Origin of the sequence: Methylobacterium mesophilicum, assembly GCF_022179445.1 — a bacterium.
Lineage (GTDB): Bacteria > Pseudomonadota > Alphaproteobacteria > Rhizobiales > Beijerinckiaceae > Methylobacterium > Methylobacterium mesophilicum.
In genome coordinates, this window is record NZ_BPQU01000014.1 from 24,692 (window position 1) to 46,051 (window position 21,360).

Consider the following 21,360-nt stretch of genomic DNA (forward strand, 5'->3'; position numbering starts at 1 on the left):
CTCTGCACGAAAGAAACTATACCCTCCGCCTTGATCATCACATAGTACTATCGACCCGCTCATTATGTAAAATGTAAAAGAACTTGCTTTGTGATCACAGTCTAAATATCTTAATTGCGAGTTAAATAAATAGGCTTTGCATTGAATAAGTAATTTTTACGTAGCGGCGTCCAGCGTAAAGCGCTATCTTTAGCCGAAGGCCTACAGTGCCCGCGCGCTTTCCACGAAGGAATGTAGCACTGCTTTACGACGCTCGATTACGGTGTAGCGACCGGGCGTCGAGCTGATCGCGTCGTAGCACTCGGTTGTAACTTGCCCCCGGTTTCAGGCTGCTTGTTCGGCTGGATGCCCGCTTCCTCGCTGTACCTATCTCCCTCGATCTCACGATCAAATGGTACGGTCGGATTCAGTGATGTCGCAACGGACGTACGAAGTGTGCAACTTAGCGGGCGGTGGAAGAGTGGCCTTGGCACCCGGTCTGCGGTTCGGCCCGATGTTCGCTCGGGCCGAAGGCGATGTGAGGCGGACTCGTGGTGGCGCATCGGCATCCAGTCGAGGCACCTGGCTATCAGGATCGGCCAGCGTTTTCCGACATTGTGGCGGCGGCCGCTGTCAGGCCCCACCGAACGAGAGCTTGCGCGTCTTGTGCCGACTTAGCTTCCGCGTAGCATCGCAGTTCAGGGGCATTGCCCGAGGCCCGAAAATGGATTGTCCGTCCGCCGTCGAGGCTGATTCTGATCCCGTCCTGCTGGTCGACCGCGTGGGGTGATCCGATTGGTCGGAGGAACTGGGCTCGGAAGCTTTCATCGCTGAGCTGGCCGAGAAACGCGCTGCTTTGCTCGGAGGACGTGTTCGGGAGTCGGTCGCTCGCCATCTCGCCCACGTCTAGCGATGCGACGAGATCAGCCAGCGCGGTGCCCGCCTCCCGCGCCGCGGTGAGTGTGGCCAGGATGGGGAGCATCGCGTCCCGTGTCGGCAGGGCGGCCAGGTTCTCGCCGCCGATGGTGATGTCCGAGCCGAGCAAGAACCCGCCGTTTGCCTCAAAGCCGGCAACGGCCCCTGCCCCGGCCGCCTTTGCCTGCTCCATGCCGGCGATGACGAAGGGCGAGCCCACCTTGGTGCGCACGACTTGACTGAAGCCGCCGGACCGCTCCAGCGCTGAGCCGGCTGTGACCGGTACCACGACTGCGTCGATGCCAAGGAAGCGCGCGGTGATCAGCCCGAGCACGTCTCCACGCACGATCCGTCCCGCCCCATCGGCCACCAGAGGCCGGTCCGCGTCGCCATCGGTGGTCACCAGCGCGTCGTAATCGCCCGACGCCATGACCTTGGTGATGAAGGCGATATCCTCGGGCCGATGCGCCTCCGTATCGATCGGCACGAACGTGTCCGAACGGCCAATCGGCTCGACGTTCGCCCCGAAGCTCGTGAGCAACTCGGTCATCAAGTCGCGCGCGACCGAGCTCTGCTGATAGACCGCGATGCGCATGCCCTTCAGCGTCTCGGGCGAGAACGCATCGCTGTAGCGCCGGTGGTAGCGCTCGACCGCCTGGGGTTCTGGGGTTGCGGGGACGGATGTCGGCATCTGGCCAACTGCCGTGATGTCGCCCAGGGCGGCCAGGATCGCGATCTCATCGTCTTTGGTGATCTCGCCGTCGGGCCGATAGAATTTCAGACCGTTGCGGTCTTCCGGGATATGGCTGCCCGTGACCATGACGGCGTAGGCACCGCGCCGGATTGCCTCGAGTGCGAGGGCTGGGGTCGGGAGGGCACCGCAATCGATCGCCGTAAAACCGGAGGCCGCTGCGGCGCTCGCCACCGTCGCGGCGATGCCTGGGCTGCTGTCGCGCAAGTCACGGCCGATCACGACCGCGCGGGGGCCACCGTCTGCCGAGACAGATCGGAAGAACGCGCTGGCGTACGCGTAGCTCGGCCAGCCCACGAGGTCCGTCACGAGGCCCCGCAGGCCACTGGTGCCGAATTTTAAACTGCTCACGGAATTTCCATCGACCTGGCGCTCGGATGCGCCCCGGTGGATTAATGCCGCGTATCGCGTTTCATCACAACGTCCGAACTACGTATGCGGAGTCTAACGCGGACAAGTGGAAACATCCTGCATCGAGCGAGGAATCGAGAGACACTGTCGGCCTATGAAGACCCGACGCAAGCTACGATCCGAGATGCCAGCAACGTCAGCGCAACGCGATAGCTGTGCTGTGCTCACTACGGATCGGTAAAAAGGGAGGTGCTCGCTATGCGGCTATCTCACCGCGTTCATAGGAATAGCGCGGAAAGGTTTTTATCCCTACGATTAGCAAATATCACAGCTGAAGCGCACTGTCCGTGAGCCAACGCTGCCACATGCTCCTAAAAGCTGAGCCGACATCATCAGTGAAGCCGCGGTGATCCATAAGCGGACTGGCCTGCATACGTTCGCGTAGACAACTCCGGATCGAGCGAAGGCGAATGCGGTCGTAGGCGAGATCTCGAGCGATTGCAACATAAGCGTCCGGGCTATCAGCGATTAAATCCGGAAGTCCGACCGACGTGAGAACTAAGACGCCGTGGCGTGCCACCGCATGTCCGCCGCGCAACGTTACAAACGGCACGCCCATGGATAGTGTGTCATAACTCGTCGTGCCTCCGTTATACGGATATGGGTCCAGGGCGATGTCTACTTGATGGTAAAGTTCATAATAGTCAGCATTGACGCGCGGCTGGAAAATTATTCGATCGAGCGGCATCCCGTTTGCGCTAAGACGTTCCTCGACAGCTCTGCGGATATCTGGATCCGCGATGTCTCCCACCACCATGAACAGGCGAGCATCTGGCACCGCCGCCATGATCCGTGCCCAAGTTTGCAGTGCCTCATTACTAATCTTAGTCAGGCGGTTGAAGCACCCGAACGTGACGTAGCTAGTATCCTCGGAGGGGGCTCGCTCGCGCACCGGCGGCAGATAATCGGGACTCCCGTAGGTTACCCAAACCTTCGGCAACCGCCAAAGTTTCTCCGTGTGCAGGGCCTCGGCTGACCCGATCGGATCGATGAGTGAATCAGACAACCGATAATCGATCGCTGTCAGTCCAGTGGTTGCGGGGTGCCCGATCCAGCTGACCTGAACGGGCGCGGGCTTGCGCGCGAACACCAGCAGGCGGTTGCCGGCGCTGTGCCCGGAAAGGTCGACAAGGATGTCTACTGCGTCGCGCTCGATCAGGTCGGCAGTCTCGTCGTCGTCTAGCCCTGCTATGTTATGCCAGCGATCAAACAAAGGGTGCAGCCGCTCTGACACAGCGTCCTCGCTGGCGTGCGTCATGTAGGCGAAAGTCGTGAAGCTCGCCCGGTCGACGGCACGCAGGTAGGGCTCAAAAAAGCGGACCAGGGCATGGTTGCAGAAGTCACCCGAGACGAATCCAATACGTAGGGGGCGATCTGGATCGCGATCATTGGAGAACGGCCGTCGGCGCAGGAGCGGATCCGCAAAGCGTTGGCCGAATGCCCGCGCGTCCGCGGCGTATTCCTCGGCCGGCACATCGGCGGAATAGAGCTTGGCGAAAAGCCGATTGGAGGCGACGAACAGCTTGGAGGGATCGAGTGCGAGCGCCCGGTCGAAGGCTTCGACCGCCTCGCCGAGGCGACCGAGAGCCAGCAGGGCGCTGCCGCGGTTGCTATGCGCGCCGGCATTTCCGGGCTCCAGGACGATCGCCCGCTCAGCGTGCCGCAGAGCCTCGCCGTATCGGAATCGACGTTGATATACGCCCGCGATGTTGGCATGTGCCATCGCCAGGTCCGGATCGAGTTCGAGCGCCTTCTCCAGTGCAGAGATAGCACCGTCATGATCACCACGGTTGGTGAGAACCGAGCTAAGTCCACTGTAGAACAGAGCGTTCTTCGGCTCGCGGTATATCGCGATGCTGATCAAGTCGAAGGCCAGCTCAGCTCGATTCGTCCGGGCAGCGACTGCTCCAGCAAGATAGGTCGCGTATGCGTGATGCTCATCGAGAAGAATGACAAGGTCAATCAGTGCATCCGCCTCTTGGAACTTGCCAAGATCGTAGCGGGATTGCGCAGCCATGACGGTGCGCGCAACGAACGCTTTTGTGAGCGCCAGCGACTCTGAGCCGAAAGTTTGGGTCTTATATTTCTCCAGGATCGAGCGTGCATCAGGCAGCCTCAAGCCAGCGAGCAGCGCCGAGGCCAAAGCGAGCCAATAAGCCGGCTTCTCGGGAGCGCCTCTGAGTGCGGTGATAAAGTGCGTGACGGCTTTCTCAGGCGCGCTAGCGGCCAGGAGCTGGCCGAGCTCGTAATGCGCCTCAGGGTGGTTCGGTTCGGCGCCGAGCACACGGCTAAGGTTGTTGCGCGCCCGATCATTTCGGCCAGCGGCGCGGTGGTCACGTGCTTTCGCGAGAAAGCGCTGGGCCGTGCCACCTTGGGCAGAGCGGCCTGCTCGTCCGCCGTGATGATCGAGCATTCCTGAGCCCTTCTTTGATCCGCAACTCTCCGGCAAGAAGGTTAACATTATATGAACTCAGTTAATTCTGTGCGCAACGAGGCGATCATCTTGCGACTGCACCGTGCCTGACGGTCTACAAGTGCAAGCTCAATGCCGAGCGCTACAAGATCAGCATTTAGCGAAAAGATAGTCAGGGCAGTTTGCTGAGGTCCGCTTCATCCCCGCGGTCTCAAGCACCAAATGGTAACTGGGTTCGTTTTGCCAAAAACAGCGAGGAAGATGGACGTCGTTTGAAGCCTTGTCGTTAAGTTGCGTAAAGTCGATTAGAGTATTTGTTTGGATTTGGTGTGGGATACGGCGCGCGTTACAGTTGAGACGTGCTCCGCGATTGTATTTCGTGTTAATTTGGTTTGGCGATACAAAGCTTTTAGGAGGCTGGCCAATTAGATCCGTTTGGGGAAGGACTAGGGTTCGAATGTTTTGAGTCAGGTTAGATGCTAGAAGTGATTGATAAAATTACCCCGGGTGTATATACTGCCGGTGTTGCGTGCATCCGATAATTTTTATATAACGCCATATACCAGTTGTGCGTCAAAAACTTTGTGTAAATTTATCATGTCATTCAAATATTCAGACGACGTGGTCAAAATCGTTCTCACCTTTACACATCGTCACGATAAAATAGCTATGAATCATTGAGTCGACGAATTGCGAACTTCCGTCGCGACAAGGCCCGGCGTTCGTACCGATCCAGTTTTTCAAGCTGCTCGAAGAGTTCGAGAAGAAGCTCGGCAGCTGGACGATCCTCGTCCCCCGTTCTGTCGTCTAGAGCAAGTGGGGTGTTGCGTAGCAACGCGGTCTTAGATCCGCGGACTCGCTGGAGCTGAAGCTGCGCTTCGGCAACTTCTCGAGCAGCCAGTAGAGCGGCTGCACCGGCGTGATGCTCATCTACGATCAGCTGAGCGAGACCCTCGATTTCCCTCGATGTCTCTGGATTAAGGTCCGTCGCCGAGAGGCCGTGCTTCCGCGCATTTTGTTTTGAGCGGATCTTGCCGGCCCGTGTGCGGGGGCCGGTGCTGGCCTGAGCGTTGCGGCGATTGGCATGCTTGGCGGCCTCAGAGGTCATCGCGACGTCAATCCTCGGAACGGCACGTCATGAGATATCCGCGTCGTCTGCATCGAGAACGCTGACAGTGGCGGTGCGCACCTGTTGGGCGAAGCTTGCCCGCTTGCGCTCGATCTCGCGTAGGAGCGCGTCCCGGCGCTGGTCAGCCATCGACACGAGCCTGTCGATCCGCTCAATCGCTGGCAGGCTCAGTATAAAGGCATGTGCCGTTACATCCTCCGCCGTGAGACCTCGCTTTTGAAGCAGTGCGTCAACCTCATTTTTCTTGGCCTCATTATTGATCACCCAACCTGTGGCAAGTGCATCGGCCGATGGTGCTCCAATGATCTTATCTATGCCCATCGGGTCCGCATTCTGCAGGGCGGGGCTGATCAACTCCTCGGCAGCTTTCAGCCGAGCCTGCACCAAAATTTGACGGCGCCAGCGGCGAAGCCGTTTCGCCTCCCAAATAAGGTCGACAACGTCCTTGACCCAGATCGCCTCGATCACATCGACGGGCTTGACCTGCTGGACGATGCTGCGCAGGAGCGCGTCGTACTGGTCTGTGACTTCGCCCGGCAGGAGTGGCCGCTCGTCGAATAGGAAGGCGAGATGGGCAGGGATATCCGGCCTCACTTCGCCTGATTCGGCTGCATCAACATTCGGATTGGGAATTACTTCACGTGTGCGCAGCCGCGGTTGATTCGTCATCTGACTTTTCGTCCTTGCCCCGTGAACCTTAGCTGAGCGTGCAGGTCGAGCACAAAGCCGATCACCTGACCCAACCGTCGAAACCGTTGACAGTGGTGTCGGATTGAAGTGCAAGGCCTCCTCCGGCCCCGACTCGAGCTTCGCCTTGCTGGAACGATGAGCGGCCGGATCGCGACGGACCACCGTGCCGTTGACCTTTCGCTTGAGGGGGCCTGCCCGCGAACCCGGCAGCGGTCGAGCGACGACGGCGGCGCCCAAATGGCGGATCTTCTGCCGCTTCGCCTCGGCGGCCCGGGCGTTATCATCACGCGTCTTTTCTTGACCGCAAGCCTCATGCGCAGGGCCCATGTTGTCGATGTCATCCATCCCGCCGAGCTCAAGGGCTCGGATGTGTTCGACGATCCAGCGCTCGCGCACGCCGTCGATCCGCCGATCACAGATGACACAGGTGCCGCCAGTCCTCTCCCAGGCCTGAAGCCTGCGGCGGCCCGACAGGGACCGGCGTCGCGTCGTGCCGACGTCCTCAAGAACGACGTACGGCATCGCCACGCCCATCTTGAGGGTTCGGCCGGACAGCGAGCGCTTTGAGCGCCCGATTCGTTAGCCCCTCCCAATCCCACAGGAGTTGCTCATAGCGTTCGATCAGGGCCCTCAGCTCTGCGTCGTCCTCCCGGGCGACGAGCTTCACTTGAAGGGCTAATGACGCCACTGTTGGGCGTGCATGGTCATCCGCGCGACGGCGCGGTCTCTTCTGAGCCATGGTTTGCCTCGCTGCTGAATTGGGGGACGAGACGCTGGGTGCGGGTTCGCTGCCCGTGCCAGGTCGAGTTGTCGTGTCAGCGTGCTGCCGCGGATTGAGCCGTCCGCCATGTCCCACGGCCCGCAGTGGACTGGCTGACGGGAATGCGGGCACAAGTCATCGTTCGCGCCCCGAATGGGGCTCGTGGCGGTCGGTCGAAGGTAAGGGTGAAGGTGGCGTCGGTCGGAGACCGGTTAGGCCTGCGAGGCGCTCAGAACGCCGGGGAAGCGGGTACGGAGCGTCCGTGCGTGGTCGATGGCCCAAGTGTGACGCTGGCGTAGGTCTGCGGGATCGCCGTCGGCGCGGATGAGGCGGACGCGGTACGCGGCGGCCAGGACGAGACAGGTTGCGTGATCCTCCCGAGCGTGGGCGAGACGCTGGGTTGGCGAGCGCAGGACCAGAGGAAGTGCGTGGTTCATGGGCCCCCTCCCCTCAGTGTGCGGCCATGTGACGGGCGAGCTTGGCGGCGCCCCAGGCCGCCTTGAGCGCCACCGACATGGCGTCGGTCCAGGAGCAGCCGTACCGCGCCTGATGGAGGTGTGCGGCCTTGCCTGCAGCCCGCATGATGGCGGACCGATCGAACTTGCCTGCGACGGCCAGTGGGCGACGGTCGTAGCGGACGGTCAGGTTGATGGACGCTTTGGCGGCGAGTAGGCCGGCCGGGATCTTGGCGCGGTCGTCACGAATGTCGCGGAGGGCGGCGGTCCAGGAGATGCGGCGTTGGAGAGACATAGGGTAAGCCTTGGTGGTGTAAAAATCACCACTAACGGTAACTGCGTCACCTGTTTGGAGTCAAGCACATTCGGTAATAAAATCACCACATGAAGCCGTTTCAATGCCGAATGGCCCGGGCTGCGCTCGGATGGACCACCCAGGATCTTGCACGTGAAGCCAGCGTGGGCGCTAATACGATCAATCGGTTTGAGGCGGGCCAAGATGCTCGATTAAGCAGCGTCGAGAAAATTCGAACCGCTCTCGAAGCCGCCGGCCTGGAGTTTATCCCTGAGAATGGCGGCGGAGCCGGGATCCGGTTTCGGGAGCGGAATGCGCGGTGACGCACCTTGCCGAGTTTTAGCTACCACTACGGCAGCAGGTACGAGCCATGCCGCGCTGATTGGTGGTCACAATCTCTGGCGGGGAAACTTTGCTTGGACGCGCATGAACCGCTGAATCAGCATCGCCCGGCGGAAGGCGTTTTAGATCCGGAACTCCACTGCGCCGGCCGGAAAAATCTCTGCCACCCGGGTCTCTTGTTCTCGGAGATCCCAGAGCCGGAGTTCCGCGTACTGGATCAGGAGGCTATTGCCCTGCGTGGCTACGTAGCAGTGCTCGAAGGCAAAGAGCACCGTATCGAGCTTCGGTCCCGCGCCTCGTGGATCCGTCTCGACCCGTTCGTCCGTCTCGGCGAGGACGTCCAATGTGATCGCTGTGTGACCGCTGGCGGGCATCGTGTCGAACGCGTTCACGAGCAAAGCGATCTCGTTATGGGTCAGCTTGAGGAGGAAGCAGAAGCGCTTCACCGGCTCGAACGCGTCTCCGACCGGGAAGGCAGGTAGCAGCGTGATTGAGAAGGGCCGTCCCTCCTCTGGCAGGCTGCGCAGGTGTCGGGACGGCACGAAGGATATCGGTGAGTGCGGATCTTGGTCGTCTGGTTGCCGCGCGAGGGACCGACAGCCTCGCACGCGCCCCCCTTTCCGCCGTGGGCGGAGCGATGCATTCGCACATAGGTGCTGTAGATGGCTGTCGCCTCGCCCGACCATCCGGCTCTGCTCAGAGCGGCCAGGATGGCCTTCCATAAGCTCCGCCGTGACGAGCGATTGAAGCGGTTATAGACAGTGGTGCGCGGGCCATCAGCCACCAGGCAGTCGCGCCAGCGGCAGCCGGAGGTGAGCACGTGCAGGATGCCGGAGATGATCTACCGGTCGTCCTTGCGCGTCGGTCCGGGCTGATCTTTCGGTGTGAACGGTTCGATCACCGCCCACTGCGCATCCGAGAGCCAGAACGGGTCCGTTATCGCCGTCTCCGTGCTGCACGCGGCAACCTAGAATCACATAATCATCAAGCTTGCAACAGCTAAGTGCGATTTATACCCTAGAAGCCAATCATAGGTATCGTCTATGTCCTTGAGCAATGATGAAGCCGCGCGACGTGAGAAATTTATACATCATGTCAAATTCTTCGATGCAGCAAGTCGGTACCCCACCCCTTATGTCGGTTTCACAGGTAGACCCGGTTATCGCTTCCAGCTTCACTGTCTCCCTTACGATGCAACAGGTTTTCTAAACTTACAATCGACAGGGCCTCGTACCGATCCAGAAGAAATTCGAATCTTTGTCGTCGGCGATAGCACGATGGCGACAGGCACAGAGCTCGAGAATACCGTTCCTAAGAGGATTGAAGAAATTCTGAGAAAAGAATGGTCGCGGCGGATTAATGTTTACAATTTTGCTGTCGTGTCCTCTAATACTGAGCAAATGTGCTCTTTGATATGGAGCCGATTGCTGGACCTTGATCCCGATTTTATCATTGTGGTCAGTGGTGGCACTGACGCATTTCAGCCATACAGTTTTGATCCGCGGCCAGGGTTCCCGTATAATTTTTTCATCAACGAGTATCTATATGCTCATTATTTCGATGAAAACAATGATAAGTCATGGCAGTCAGGACTTAATTATGATGACGTCGTTGCCAATGCATTTGATTTCAATACAAGAATTCGGCAAAGCGTCGATTATGGGACGGAATCCTGGGAAGAAAAGGTAGCGCGGAGCTATACAGGGTCTTTGATAAAACTTGCTCGCACAGCTAAAGCCGTGCATATACCAGTCTATTATTTCTTAGAGCCAATTGTAGTACGGCAAAAAGATGCGGACGTAAGTGAGCCTCGGTTCGCTTCACCTGAGGCGATCGCTTATTTGACCAGGCAATATAATCGCTTCGAGAAATCCCTGTCAGATCTTCGCGCTTTACGACTGCCCAAAAATTTACAACTCATCGATGCTAGCCGGGCGCTGAACGAAAATGGGCCAGGCGAATTTTACGATATTTTGCACTACGACAGAGAGGGTACCGCGACAGTTGCTAAATTTTTCGCCAATCATGTGAGCGATGCCGTAGGTAAACGCAGTGCTCGTCAATCTAGACCAGGTGTAGGCGGGTGGATGCGCAACGCAATTAGGCGCCTTAGGCGTACCGCGTGATACGTGGAAGCTTCCTCAATTTACCGTCCCGTGAAGAAGCAAGTCGAAGTGTCTTACCGAAAGCACCAAAAGAATTTTTGCAGTGTGGGGCGCCGGCGCGCTACCCGAAAAGCAGGCTGAGGTAGCAGGGCTGGCGACAACGCTGGTTGACCACATCCTAAACCAGCACGCCGCGAGTATGCCGATATAACCGAAGCAGTTTCAAATGTTCGTCAAAGCCACCTAGATGTTTCAGGGCAATGGTATGGCTTGGCATCGTCAATGGAGCTGGTCCTGACGGAGATCGACAAGCGCGCCAGCCGGGAAAAAGGCCCCCCGGGGGACACGGGGGCGGGGACCAGCGGCAGTGAGGTGGTGGTGCACATGAGCCAGTTGCTCGGTGATGTTAAGGGACCCTGATGGAGCCGACCTTGGGCGATGAGGATCGGGACTTTCAGCACTCCGTCCTATCTGGTTCGTTTATCCGCGAAGATGAGAGGGTCGACGTGGAGATCTATCGGTTCCGCGGGAACGCAGGATCGCCGGCAGCTGGGGATCGTGGACATGTCCAGTGGCAGCACCGAGTGGCAGGAGCGCTTCGCGACGGAGCGGGATGCTGATCGCGCCTTCGTTGAAACGGTGGAGAGGGACAGCATCGCATCGTTTGGTGCAGCGATCAGCCTGGTTGTGCATTGACACGAAAAACACATCCACGCGGGCCAAGGATTGGGACGTCTCGGAAGAACTCGCTGCGCACTGCTGCTGCAGCGTCGACCGAATCGAAGCGCTGGCTCGTTGCCATAACTGGCCCCGGGTGCACGGGAGCATGGCGGCAAGATCGGCGTCGATCTTGAGACCGTGGAACGTGCCGTCGGGAGTTCGGGAGCTGCCGTGCACTGCAGTATCTCAGGCCGAGGCTTCCCGCCTCACTGAAAATCTCGAGCCGACGCGGATGCAATCTCGCTGTCCATCAATCTCGACCGCTGACATCCCGTTTACAATTCGTAGCGCTGGGCCTCCTTATTTGATGGTGTAGTGCAGACATTTGGCTAAATTGGACGCTTGCAGATTAGAGCTGACCAGGCGGTGACTGCTTTCGACGCCCCGGCGCGCAATGCGGGGCACGATCCCGCGGGTCCGGCATTCTCGGTGGCAACGGCGGCGGTCGTAGGCTTTGTCGGCGTGCAGCTTGCCGGGCCTGTGGCGTGGGCGTCCACGGCGGCCCGAGCGCACCGGCGGGATCGCGTCGAGCGTCGCAACGAGTTGGGTGCTGTCGTGAGTGGTGGCCCCGGTCAGGACGACACCGAGCGGTGTGCCGCGGGCATTGACGACGAGGTGGCGCTTCGTGCCCGGCTTGCCCCACTCGGTCGGGTTTGGACCGGTCGCCGCCCATTTTTCGCCGGAAGGCTTGCGCTGTCGAGTGCCGCACGGCTCCAGTCCAGTTGTCCGGCACCGTCCAGCTGCTCCAGCAAGGCGCTATGCAGGCCCTTCCGCACGCCTGCCCTCTGCCAATCACGCAGCCGTCGGCAGCACGACATCCCCGAACCGCACCCCATCTCCTGCGGCAGGTACTCCCACGGCAAACCAGTGCGCAGCACGAACAGGATGCCGGTCAGCGCCGCTAGGTCCGGGATCGGCGGCCGCCCGCCCTTCGGACGCGCCCGCGCCGGTGGCAGCAGCGGCGCGATCACCGCCCAGAGATCGTCGGGAACGAGGAACTTCGCCATGCCCGACCAACGCGCCAACCGCCAGTTTCGTTAGGCGCTCTTAACTTGGTCGAGAACTTTTGGCAGTTCATGCGCGACAACGGGCTCGGCAATCGCGTCTTCAAATTCTACGCCGACATCCTCGACCACTGCTGCGAGCCCTGGAATACCCTCATCAACTGACCCTAGCGCATCATGTCCATTGGACTGCGCGCCTGGGCTCATGGGTTCTGATCAATAAGGATTAGTATTAGATGCATCTTGGAGGGGGGCTGCCTATCTCACTTCCAATTCGTGCCGTCGAATTGTTCATCCGCGCCCGATGCACCTAACAGCACAAGCACCCAAAATACTTTATGTTCCGACTTTTAAGCTGAAACAACTTGAGTTCTTGGCTGCTTCATAGCGATGCTCAGGCATTTAGCTTGCTAACCACATGCTTAATGGTTAAAAGTCCAATGCTGGCGGCAGTTAAGCCAAACATGATCACGTATAGATAGTCCACTTGAATGCCGGCATATGGATAGTAGGCTGACCGAACCCATTCTGCACATTGCAGGGCTGGATTAAATTTCATCCAATAATAGACTTTATCGGGCATAAAACTTGGCAAAAACATAACGCCGCTCGACACGTACATAATGATACTAAACAGTGCGTAGCCGATCATCCATCCGGGAAAGAACCCTATAATCGCGACATTGATCGTTCCAATTCCGATCCCTAATATGATTGCGGCCAAGTAGCCGGAGACAGCAACAATTGGATTGGTTGGGATAGGATTGGTACCAGAGGCAACTAGAACTGAACTTACAACAAGCAAGGCAAGAAAACCAGTAACAATCTCAACTAATATACGAGAAAAAACTAAGTCAAATATTTTTACCTGAGGATAATATGTCAGCGGTCTATTCATCATGACTGATTTCATCACTTCGCGAGATATATATTGGAAAACTAGTACCGGAACAGCTCCCGTCGCGAAGAATAGTGGTCTGCTATCGCCCAGGGGTGCGGCTAGTTTTTGAAATGTATAGATTGCGATCAACATAAAGACGTGAACGCAAGGCCATAAAACCACTACGGCGTAGCCCCATATCGACGCCCCGAAGCGTGTGCGCATGTCACGGAGAATCAAGGCGTGCAGGACGTGCAGGTAGGACTCGACCGGGCTCTTTTGTGTTTGAGCCGTGGGGAGAGCGGACATCGGATTGGCCTCTGCGTTTCTCCGCCTGTTTCGACGAGAAACTGGGCTAAAGTGCGTTGCCGAGATGTGCCGGAGGAGCCGATCTTAAGTTGCCGATAGCGTAGTAATTGTGCATCAGGTTTTCATATTCGGCCGTCTCAGCCGGACCGGAGAGAGGTGCACTGACTGACATGTCGATCGCCATCATTTGGTCGTTCAGAGTCGCCGGGTCACTAGCGAGAGCGTAGGGCAGCACGTGGCCGTTCGGGTCCGCGCGCAGCCGATCGCCTTGGGCGCCAAGATCGAAAGTCGCCACCGGCAGGCCGGTCCGCAATCCCAAAGCTAGGGTGTACGAGTAGGTCTCCGGCCATATCGCCGGCACCAGGATTAGGTCGGCTGAAACCTTTGGCAGGAGTTCGAGGGTTTCCTCGTCCTCCCAGTGATGGCCGGTCTCTGCTATCTGGAGGGCTGCCCGCGCAACCCGATCGAGCGTCGGATCGTCGATCGAATAGCGACCTGTCTCGGTAACACCAGCTCCTTGCAAATGGCTCTTGATCGCCGAATCGGTGTAGCCCACGATTGCGAAGCGCAGCGGCAAATCTCGGATTCGAGCGTCTTCAGCTAGAGCCTGCAGCAGCAAGCCGCCTTCGGGCATGCTAATTCCACCCAACACGGCGACCCGGCGGACGCGGCCCGGCCGGCGCAGGGTGGTCGAGCGCACGCTCCGGTCGTGCTCGACGTGCGGCCGCACCGTGATCGCCAGCTCCGGATACACCGCCCCGATCCGCCCCGCCGTGTCGGCCGACGGCGCGAACACCCGCGCCGCCCCGGCCAGGAACCGCCCGAACGTCGCCCGCCGCTCCGCCGGGTCCGGCTCCTCGTAGCCGTCCGCGTCCGAGGACAGGCAGTCCCGGCACACCGGCACCGGCGCCAGGCCGCAATAGCGCCCGTCCGGCATCACCAGGTGGTTGCGGTGGCACACCGGCGAGAAGTCGTGCAGCGTCCAGGCATAGGGCCGCCCCGAGCCGGATACGAGGTCCATCAAGGCGCGGGCCGCGTTCCAGCGCAGGCCCGCCAGCGAGTGCACGTGGATCAGCAGCGGCGCCAGCTCCGCGATGAATGCCGACACCGCGTCGGCATCGCGGGGCAGGTACAGGCTGTCCAGGCTCGGCAGGTACACGAACTCGCGGCTACGGTACGAGACGTTGACCTGGATGTTCCGGGCCCGGTCGACCGAGAGCAGCACCACGGCCGTGCCCTCGGCCTTCAGCCGGGCGATCATGTCGTCGATGTGCCGCTGGATGCCCCCGCCCCAGCTATGGGTCACGAACAGCAAAGCCCGGCCACGGAAGTGCCGGGCCAGTCGATGCAGGTCGAGCCGCGCCCGCCCCCGCCGGCCCGGATCGGCCTGGACGAACTGGCCGACCAAAGCCGGGTAGTCCGGGTGCTTGGCCAGCAGCGCCGCCTGGCCCTGGTCGTACTCGCCGCCCGGGTCGAGCCCGAACGAGATCTGCCCGGCATGGTAGACGTACACGTCCTCGGCCAGGAGGTTCGAGAACCCCGCCTTGCGGGCGCGCATGCACCAGTCGTTCTCCTCGCCGTAGCCCTTGCCGAAGGCGACCTCGTCTAGCGTGCCGACCGCGTCGAGGGCCTCTGCCGTCATGTACATGCAGAAACCGACGCCGGTGGGCACCTCCACCGAGCGGCCGCGGTTGAGCGTGCTGGCGGCTTGGTCGAGGTCTGGCCGGGGGATCTCCAGCGCCATGGTGTTGTTGGCGTTGAAGCGCGGATAGCTGCAGATCGTAGCGTTGTTCGACAGCGGCGTGACGCTGCCGACCGGTGGGCGGCCTTCCGCCTCGGCGGTCCCGGCGTGGGCGACGAGCCGGTCGAGCCAGTCGCCGAACACCTGGGCGTCGGAGTTGAGCAGGACCACGGCCCGGCCCTGGCGCAGGGACAGGCCGCGGTTGACCGAGCGCACGAAGCCGAGGTTGTTTTGGTTTTCGACCAGGTGGAACAGGCCGCGGCCGGCGAGGTCTTTCAGGTCGGCGGTGAGGTCGGGATCGGGGGACCGGTCGTTGACGGCGAGCAGGGTGAAGGGTGTGGTTTGCGGGGCGGAGAGGCAGGCGTGGATGGCGCGCAGGGTCTCGCCGCGGCCCTTGTAGACCGGCATGATCACGACGACCCGGGCTTGGGCGAGCGTCAGGGCGTGGGGCAGACCGTCCCAGTCCTGCGGTTCGGGCGCCTCCATGGCCGGCCAGCTGCCGAGATCCTCCGGGCAGCCCATCAGCCCGGCGGCCCGGCCGGTGCGAACGTAATGCAGGAACGGCGTCTCGGCCGGCGCGAACAGGTGCCCGTAGGCGCGGCGATAGAAGCGGGTCGAGAAGGTCTTGCTCGGATCGCGATCCTCCTCCTGACCGTGTGACAGGAAGTGGATGGCCGGGCCGTTCTCGAAGCCGCGCGTGTCGGGATAGCGCTTCAGGTACCAGGCGGCGTCGAAATACGGTTCGATCAGACGGGCCTGCTCCAGCAACTCCGCATCCTCCGCCGCGGGCGGCGTGCCGTAGGCTGGATCGAAGGCGTCGCCCGACAGGTCGGTGCCGCGCAGCAGCGCGGTGGCGAGGTGGTGGACGAAGGGGGCGATTCCCGTCGCCTCCACGTAGGGATGATGGGCGCGATAGGCCCAGCCGTTAAAGTCGGGGCGCGGGTTGCGACCCCTGCGCCAGCCGGTGTCGCAATAGTCGCGGACCGCGTCGGCGTCCTCCGCCAGGCCGTAGCGCTGCCGGTAGAAGGTGTGGTCGAAATGGAGCGCCGCCAGCCCGACCTGCAGGTCCAGGGACGCTGCCCGGTCCAGGGGCATAGGGCCGATCTCGCCGAGCCAGCCGGTATCCTTAATCGGCGGATGCGTCGGGCGCAGGCCGCAGACGTGCAGCAGCGCGTCGAGCGTCGACCGGCCCGCGCCGGGATCCCGCAGCTCTTGCCAGCCGGTCCGTGAGAAATGGACGTAGGGCGCGAGCCCCTGCGCGTCCGGGTAGGTCGTCCGGTACCAAGCCTCGTCCACGGCAGGAAACGTTGGCTGGTCCCGGCCCGAGAACGGCGTACCGCCGGAGAGCAGCGTCTCGGCCACGTACCGGAAAAACGGGTCGCCGATCACCGCCCGGCTGCCGGCGCGTGCCTGCACGAAGCCGACTGGGTCGAAATCCTGGCGCGGGCTGCGCATCTTCCGCCAGCCGCCGGTCACGTAGGCCCGCAGCAACTCCGCGTCGGACGGGTCGGAGAGCACCTGGGCTTCCCGCTCGTCCAGGCCCTCGCGGTGATAGGCGGCGTCGAAATAGGGCGCGAGCGTCTCGGCCTGGAGTTCGAACAGATCCTGTGGCTCGGGCCGGGTGAGGCCGCCGTGCAGGACGTAGTGCACCAGCGGGTTCTGGGTCGCGTAGGAGATTTTTTGGGTCAGGCAGTAGGCCAGGGTGTCGAAATGCGGCGCCGGCTCGCGGCCCTCGCGCCAGCCGGAGGCCATGTAGTGGGCCACCGGATCGACGCCGGCCGCCTGCAGGTCGGGGTTGTGGGCGAGGTAGAACGCCCCGTCCACGAGGCGGCGGGCCAGGCGCTCGGCCTGCCTGGTGTCGGGCTTGGGCAGGGTGCCGCCTTTGGCACGCTGCGCCGTCACCCAGTGCAGGAACGGGTTGACGCCGGCGACGGCTAGGTACGGGCGCGCAGAAAGGTAGTCGGTGGTGGAGAAATCGGGCCGCGGGTCCCGGCCCTCGCGCCAGCCGATCGTGAGGTAGTCGCGCACTGGATCGATCGTGATCCCGTACCAGCTCGCGTAGAAGCCGGTATCGACATACGGTTCCAGCGCCGCAATCTGTTCCGCCCCCGACGTAACATCGTTCGCCGCAGGCAGGGCGCCGTTTGCTGCTAGCCGTATCAGCGGGTTGCGGCTCGAACGTGCTTCGGCTGAACCCGCCCAACGGTAATAGTGGCCATAGAGGGTTTTCAACGCGCGACTCTCACATTGCTGCCCGATGCGCTTGATCCGGCGAGCGGTCCATCAGCGGCTGTGTCGAGGCATTTAACTATGATAAGCATGTCTTCGCGAAGAGCTGTGACCAAGGGTGGATCTCCGCGCCGAGCGAGCGCTTCGCCGGCGGGACTCGCCCTATCGGAACAGGCGTACGCAGTAAATATGAGGTTCTGGCCGTCGGCGCCCTGCCCCGTCGTCTCGACGCCGGCAGTTAGATCGGATCGAACCGCCAAATAAAATCCTCGCGCACGATGCGCGCGGGACTGCCCGCGGCTATGCAATGTGGTGGCTCGACTTCAGTGACGACCGCCTGCGCCCCGATGATCGCGTCGTCACCGATGGTTGAACCCTGAAGAGTGTGGCGTGATTGGCGATTGAAACGTGATTGCCCACGCGGACGGACTTTGCCGAGTTTAATCGCGTGTCACCCCTCCTGTCGATGAAGGAGTGATGATAGCCTGTCGTCGTCCAAGCCCCGGCGCGATCGAACAATTCATACCGATTCCGATCACTTTCGCTGAGAATGATTTGAGATGGACTGAGTCAGTGCTGCCGGTCCTGTCTCCAATGTGAAGCATTGATGTCGGGTCAACAAAGTTATTGAATGCCGCCAGCCTAACATCCTTGCCAACGTCGAGTTTGAAACACGATCCGATTGCAGTATGTATGTTTCTGTGGGATCGCGCCATTGTCCTATGTAAATATGATCGGTGTCGCTTTTGATGTATCATCCACCCCAATCATTTTGGGCGCCGACGATATCAATAATGATGTTTTGTAATAGGTTTTATACTTAGCAACGGGTTATAATGAAATTAATTTATCGCCTACACAATTGAGAACATTGATTTCAATGATTCGGCGATGTGCTTGTGAATTTTATGGATAAGTTCGATAAGGTCAAGCTGCAATGGCTATATAGTAAGCCATGGCCGTTGAGCGTGAGCTCCTTCGCTAGGCAGCAACGTTTGCCAGAAACGATCCATGCCTCTCCAAACCGACTGACACATTTTTCACAACTCAAGCGACCCTACAAAAAATTCATATGAAATTTGCGTGACGCCCCGACGCACTGTTGACCCTTCAGCGGTCCTATGCCCATTGACCGCCGACGAACGAAGTTTGGAGCGAGGCCGTCAATGGCTGAGGACAATACCCTGACGAAGGCGCTGGTCGATGTGCGCGCTCGGAGAGCCGCACTTCAAAGCGACTACGACCGGATCGCCGCGGAACTTACCAAACTGCGTGCGGCGGAGGCTGCGCTGACAGCGATTGTGGAAGGCGTCCCATTGAAGGACACGACCATCCTTCTCTCCTCTGACAATCAGCGATCGTCGGCCGAGGATCAGGGCACGTCCGGTCGGAGTGGGCGGCGCGGAGCTCGGGGTCCACGATCGAATTCGGCCAAGGGACGTCTCAAGGCCCTCCTCGGCAACGCGGGGCCACAAGGATTGACACATGCCGAGATCGCGGAGCGGTTGCCCGATGTCGCGCCGAACACTCTCAATACCTACTTGAGCATGATGGTTACGGGCGGCGAGGCGGTCCGGAACGGCGATTTCTTCACCGCCGCTGTGGGATCAGAGGAGACTGATTCGGAAGAAAAGCCGGCTGACGAGTCCTCGGCCGACGATGACGACCACCGCGATACTGAAGCGGCGGAGTAAGAGGATTCAGCTTTTTAGCGGGCGTTCGGGCGGGAGAAGCGTTGCCATGCTACCAATGCGTGAGCCTGTTTATATGTATGAATTCGGGAGAAGCGGTGGGGGCGATCCTGAACTAGTCAAAGGTTTTAAAGCGCTCAACAGAACTGTTTGGTCTGGTTGATTGTGATGAGGGTCGCAGCAAAAGTGGTGAAAAACAGGTAGATGTCGCTGCAGCGCTCGTCGCGGATGGGCAGGCGGCGGAAGTGATTGAACCAGGCGTAGGTGCGCTCCACGACCAAGCGATGACGCCCGAGCTTCTCGCTGCTCTTGACGCTTTTGCGGGCGATGCGTGGCACTGTCTCGCCCGCCGCGCATCCGCCCGGCTTGAAGCGAACGGTCGAGTTCGGGCCCGTCGCCGGGCTCTCTTATTTGCGGTGATGGAGGCGCTGTCGAGCGAGGCATGGCTGAAGTCGATGCCGGTCAGGGGTCTGAGCCGATCGAGCCGCGCCTGCTGCAGGCGGTCCGACACGCCAGCCGTCTGCCAGTCGCGCAGGCGTCGCCAGCACGTCATGCCCGAGCCGCAGCCCATCTCGCGTGGTAACAACTCCCAGGGCGTGCCAGAGCGCAGCACGGACAGGATGCCCGTCAGCGCCGCGCGGTCGGATGTTCGCGAGCGCCCAACCTTCGGCTTGGCCGATTCAGGTGGCAGCAGCGGTGCGATCACCGCCCATGAGCGGTCGGAAAGGAGCGGTTTGGCCATCCCTCCCCGACGCGCCATAGCCAGTTTTGTCTGACGCTCTTAATCAGCCTGGTCCAAAGCCACCGATAACTCAAGCCGCGAGCAGCGCCGTCCAAGCCCCTGCTGCGTCGACCTGCTTGGCGCATACCCGAGACCCGTCTGCAGAGCGGCGCACCTCGACGACGTGCGGCACGCCTGGCGTCAACCGTACGTCCAGCCCAAGGTCAAAGCCGCAACAGCCGTCTCCCACGCCGGCCGCGGAGAGGTCCGCGCGATACTCGCTCGCTACAGCGAACGCCACCACCTCCCCGTCCACCACTACGTCAAGGCAAACCGGAGCGTCAGGCTGCGCAGCACTCTGCGCCCAGCCAGCCACATGCAGCGTTCCGTCCGCCTGGATCGTGCAATGGTCCAGCCACGCCCGCACGGGGCCCAGGTTGGCGGCCTTGCCCGACGAAATAGCACGATAGGCTAGACGCCCGCGCAGCGCGGCAAGCTCGGAGTCGAGTTGGGTGCGTGGGGCATAGGGCATAGGCGCTGTGCCCGCGTCGAGGGCCTGGACGCCATCGAAGCCCGCGCGCACACCGGGGACGGGCAGGAAACTCTCCGCCGGGGTGTTCTCGGCCAAAAGCAGGTCGTGGCTGTCTAGTTCGACGTGCCAGTAGGTGAGATCCCGGACTGCCTCGCCGCGGGTGATACTGGAGCCGTTAACGAGGTGCCCGGCGGCAACAAACAGGCCGTCGACCATCAGAGCGTGATCCGGTGAGACTAGGAGGTCGTGAGCCGGCACGCCTTCGGCCAGCGCACCAGCACGGATGCGCACAGGACGGTCAGCCTGCGGGGCAGTGAGGCCGGGATAGGCGCGGGTGCCGATCCAGCGGATGGGCCGAGGCTTGCCAGAGGCGGTGATGGCTAGGTTGCCCACCTGCAGGAGCTCCACTGGCACGTTAGTGATGGTATGCCCGCGTAAAACCTGGATGCGTGTGCCGGTCACGTAGCACGGTGCGTTATCGGCCGGCGGCGTGGTGCTGGCTGGCGGCGTGGTGCTGGCTGGCGGCGTGGTGCTGGCTGGCGGCGTGGTGCTGGCTGGCGGCGTAGTGCTGGCTGGCGGCGTGGTGCTAGCCGGCGGCGTGGTGCTGACTGGCGGCGTCGTAGCCGGCGGCGTCGTGGTTGCAGCTGTTGGTGTAACTGTGCTGGTTGCTGAATTATTCGCGGGATTATTGTCGAAAGTACTTCCTAAATTCAAAAGATTGGCTACGTTTGATACAGAATTCGTCGAGCCAGCCCGCAACGTAACAGTCAAAGTAGCAGTGCTTTGCGCGTTAACAGAGCCGACATTCCATACACCAGTTGTCGGATTGTAGGCCGTTCCGGTGCTTACAGTACTCGATACGTAGGTCGTGCCAGGTGAGAAAAGATCCTGAACTTGTAGTCGATCCGCAACTTGAGTGCCTGGGTTTGTGAGCGTGACTGAAAAAGTCACATTATCACCGACAACTGGCGTTGTCGTGCTGGGTACGTTTGTCAGAGAAAGATCTGCGTTTTGCGCCATCGCGATATCCCGTGCGGAATCATTGCCAATTACTCGACCGGCGAAAGCGGCCGATATGTCGTATGCATAGGTGTTTACCTATTGAAAACCGCAGCTTCCACTCTGAAATTGATTTGTATGCAATTGCGTTACGCAGCGTTGCGCCGGCGCAACAGTTGAGTATTGGTCATTTCTCAATAACTATAATTCTCTACAGCGGGCGGTGGAAATGACAGCCCTATCTGTGAAGGCGATGATTGATCTGTGAGCGAGATGGATGCTAGCGGCA

General features: G+C 60.5%; 15 protein-coding genes and 4 pseudogenes. 5 read left to right on the forward strand and 14 right to left on the reverse strand.

All coding sequences use genetic code 11. From position 1 onward, the window contains the following. Positions 1–568: 568 nt before the first annotated feature. The 6 genes from MFF40_RS15280 to MFF40_RS15305 form a co-directional block, all read right to left on the reverse strand. Positions 569–1,996: a phosphohexomutase domain-containing protein gene (locus tag MFF40_RS15280; protein WP_238261140.1), complete on the reverse strand. Its 1,428-nt coding sequence runs from the start codon at positions 1,994–1,996 to the stop codon at positions 569–571. A gap of 325 nt (positions 1,997–2,321) precedes the next feature. Beyond that, complete coding sequence (locus MFF40_RS15285) at positions 2,322–4,469, reverse strand: tetratricopeptide repeat protein (RefSeq protein ID WP_238261142.1); 2,148 nt, start codon at positions 4,467–4,469, stop codon at positions 2,322–2,324. A 667-nt stretch (positions 4,470–5,136) separates the two neighbouring features. Then, on the reverse strand, positions 5,137–5,577 hold the full coding sequence (locus MFF40_RS15290) for a hypothetical protein (RefSeq protein ID WP_238261144.1): 441 nt from the start codon (positions 5,575–5,577) through the stop codon (positions 5,137–5,139). A gap of 27 nt (positions 5,578–5,604) precedes the next feature. Further along, positions 5,605–6,822 (reverse strand): HNH endonuclease signature motif containing protein, encoded by a 1,218-nt coding sequence (locus MFF40_RS15295; protein ID WP_238261146.1) that lies wholly within the window; start codon positions 6,820–6,822, stop codon positions 5,605–5,607. 438 nt (positions 6,823–7,260) lie between these two features. After that, positions 7,261–7,485, reverse strand: a complete 225-nt coding sequence (locus MFF40_RS15300; RefSeq protein ID WP_238261147.1) for a hypothetical protein — start codon at positions 7,483–7,485, stop codon at positions 7,261–7,263. 13 nt (positions 7,486–7,498) lie between these two features. Continuing rightward, positions 7,499–7,798 (reverse strand): hypothetical protein, encoded by a 300-nt coding sequence (locus MFF40_RS15305; RefSeq protein WP_238261150.1) that lies wholly within the window; start codon positions 7,796–7,798, stop codon positions 7,499–7,501. A gap of 110 nt (positions 7,799–7,908) precedes the next feature. Between MFF40_RS15305 and MFF40_RS15310 the strand changes: the two genes are divergently transcribed. Then, positions 7,909–8,121, forward strand: coding sequence for a helix-turn-helix domain-containing protein (locus MFF40_RS15310; RefSeq protein WP_308447708.1), 213 nt, complete (start codon positions 7,909–7,911; stop codon positions 8,119–8,121). A 141-nt stretch (positions 8,122–8,262) separates the two neighbouring features. Here MFF40_RS15310 and MFF40_RS15315 read toward each other — a convergent pair whose 3' ends face one another. Both MFF40_RS15315 and MFF40_RS15320 read right to left on the reverse strand, forming a co-directional pair. Then, positions 8,263–8,682: a hypothetical protein gene (locus MFF40_RS15315; RefSeq protein ID WP_238261154.1), complete on the reverse strand. Its 420-nt coding sequence runs from the start codon at positions 8,680–8,682 to the stop codon at positions 8,263–8,265. Between the two features lies 1 nt (position 8,683). Then, positions 8,684–9,080, reverse strand: a pseudogene (locus tag MFF40_RS15320) (transposase); the annotation flags it as partial. A 103-nt stretch (positions 9,081–9,183) separates the two neighbouring features. Here MFF40_RS15320 and MFF40_RS15325 point away from each other — a divergent pair. After that, positions 9,184–10,266 carry an SGNH/GDSL hydrolase family protein gene (locus MFF40_RS15325; RefSeq protein WP_238261156.1) on the forward strand — a complete coding sequence of 361 codons (1,083 nt, stop codon included), beginning with the start codon at positions 9,184–9,186 and terminating at the stop codon, positions 10,264–10,266. 543 nt (positions 10,267–10,809) lie between these two features. Further along, entirely contained in the window at positions 10,810–10,941 is a 132-nt protein-coding gene (locus MFF40_RS28850) for a hypothetical protein (RefSeq protein WP_283206105.1), read from the forward strand. 384 nt (positions 10,942–11,325) lie between these two features. On the opposite strand, the pseudogene MFF40_RS15330 reads toward MFF40_RS28850, so the two are convergent. The 3 genes and pseudogenes from MFF40_RS15330 to MFF40_RS15345 form a co-directional block, all read right to left on the reverse strand. After that, a pseudogene (locus tag MFF40_RS15330) lies at positions 11,326–11,972 on the reverse strand (IS5 family transposase); the annotation flags it as partial. A 391-nt stretch (positions 11,973–12,363) separates the two neighbouring features. Further along, positions 12,364–13,158 (reverse strand): ABC transporter permease, encoded by a 795-nt coding sequence (locus MFF40_RS15340; RefSeq protein ID WP_238261158.1) that lies wholly within the window; start codon positions 13,156–13,158, stop codon positions 12,364–12,366. Between the two features lie 46 nt (positions 13,159–13,204). Then, entirely contained in the window at positions 13,205–17,131 is a 3,927-nt protein-coding gene (locus tag MFF40_RS15345; protein WP_238261160.1) for a glycosyltransferase, read from the reverse strand. A 1,163-nt stretch (positions 17,132–18,294) separates the two neighbouring features. On the opposite strand from MFF40_RS15345, the gene MFF40_RS15350 reads away from it, so the two are divergent. After that, positions 18,295–18,822, forward strand: coding sequence for a hypothetical protein (locus tag MFF40_RS15350; protein WP_238261162.1), 528 nt, complete (start codon positions 18,295–18,297; stop codon positions 18,820–18,822). 134 nt (positions 18,823–18,956) lie between these two features. Here MFF40_RS15350 and MFF40_RS15355 read toward each other — a convergent pair. Continuing rightward, positions 18,957–19,561 (reverse strand): annotated as a pseudogene (locus MFF40_RS15355) (transposase). A gap of 70 nt (positions 19,562–19,631) precedes the next feature. Beyond that, positions 19,632–20,534 carry a Hint domain-containing protein gene (locus tag MFF40_RS15360; protein ID WP_238261164.1) on the reverse strand — a complete coding sequence of 301 codons (903 nt, stop codon included), beginning with the start codon at positions 20,532–20,534 and terminating at the stop codon, positions 19,632–19,634. A gap of 28 nt (positions 20,535–20,562) precedes the next feature. Here MFF40_RS15360 and MFF40_RS15365 point away from each other — a divergent pair, with 28 nt between their 5' ends. Next, positions 20,563–20,904, forward strand: a complete 342-nt coding sequence (locus tag MFF40_RS15365; protein WP_238261166.1) for a hypothetical protein — start codon at positions 20,563–20,565, stop codon at positions 20,902–20,904. Here the strand turns inward: MFF40_RS15365 and MFF40_RS28970 are convergent. Then, positions 20,787–21,092 (reverse strand): annotated as a pseudogene (locus MFF40_RS28970) (DUF11 domain-containing protein); the annotation flags it as partial. The gene MFF40_RS15365 and the pseudogene MFF40_RS28970 overlap by 118 nt on opposite strands. Between the last annotated feature and the right edge of the window lie 268 nt (positions 21,093–21,360).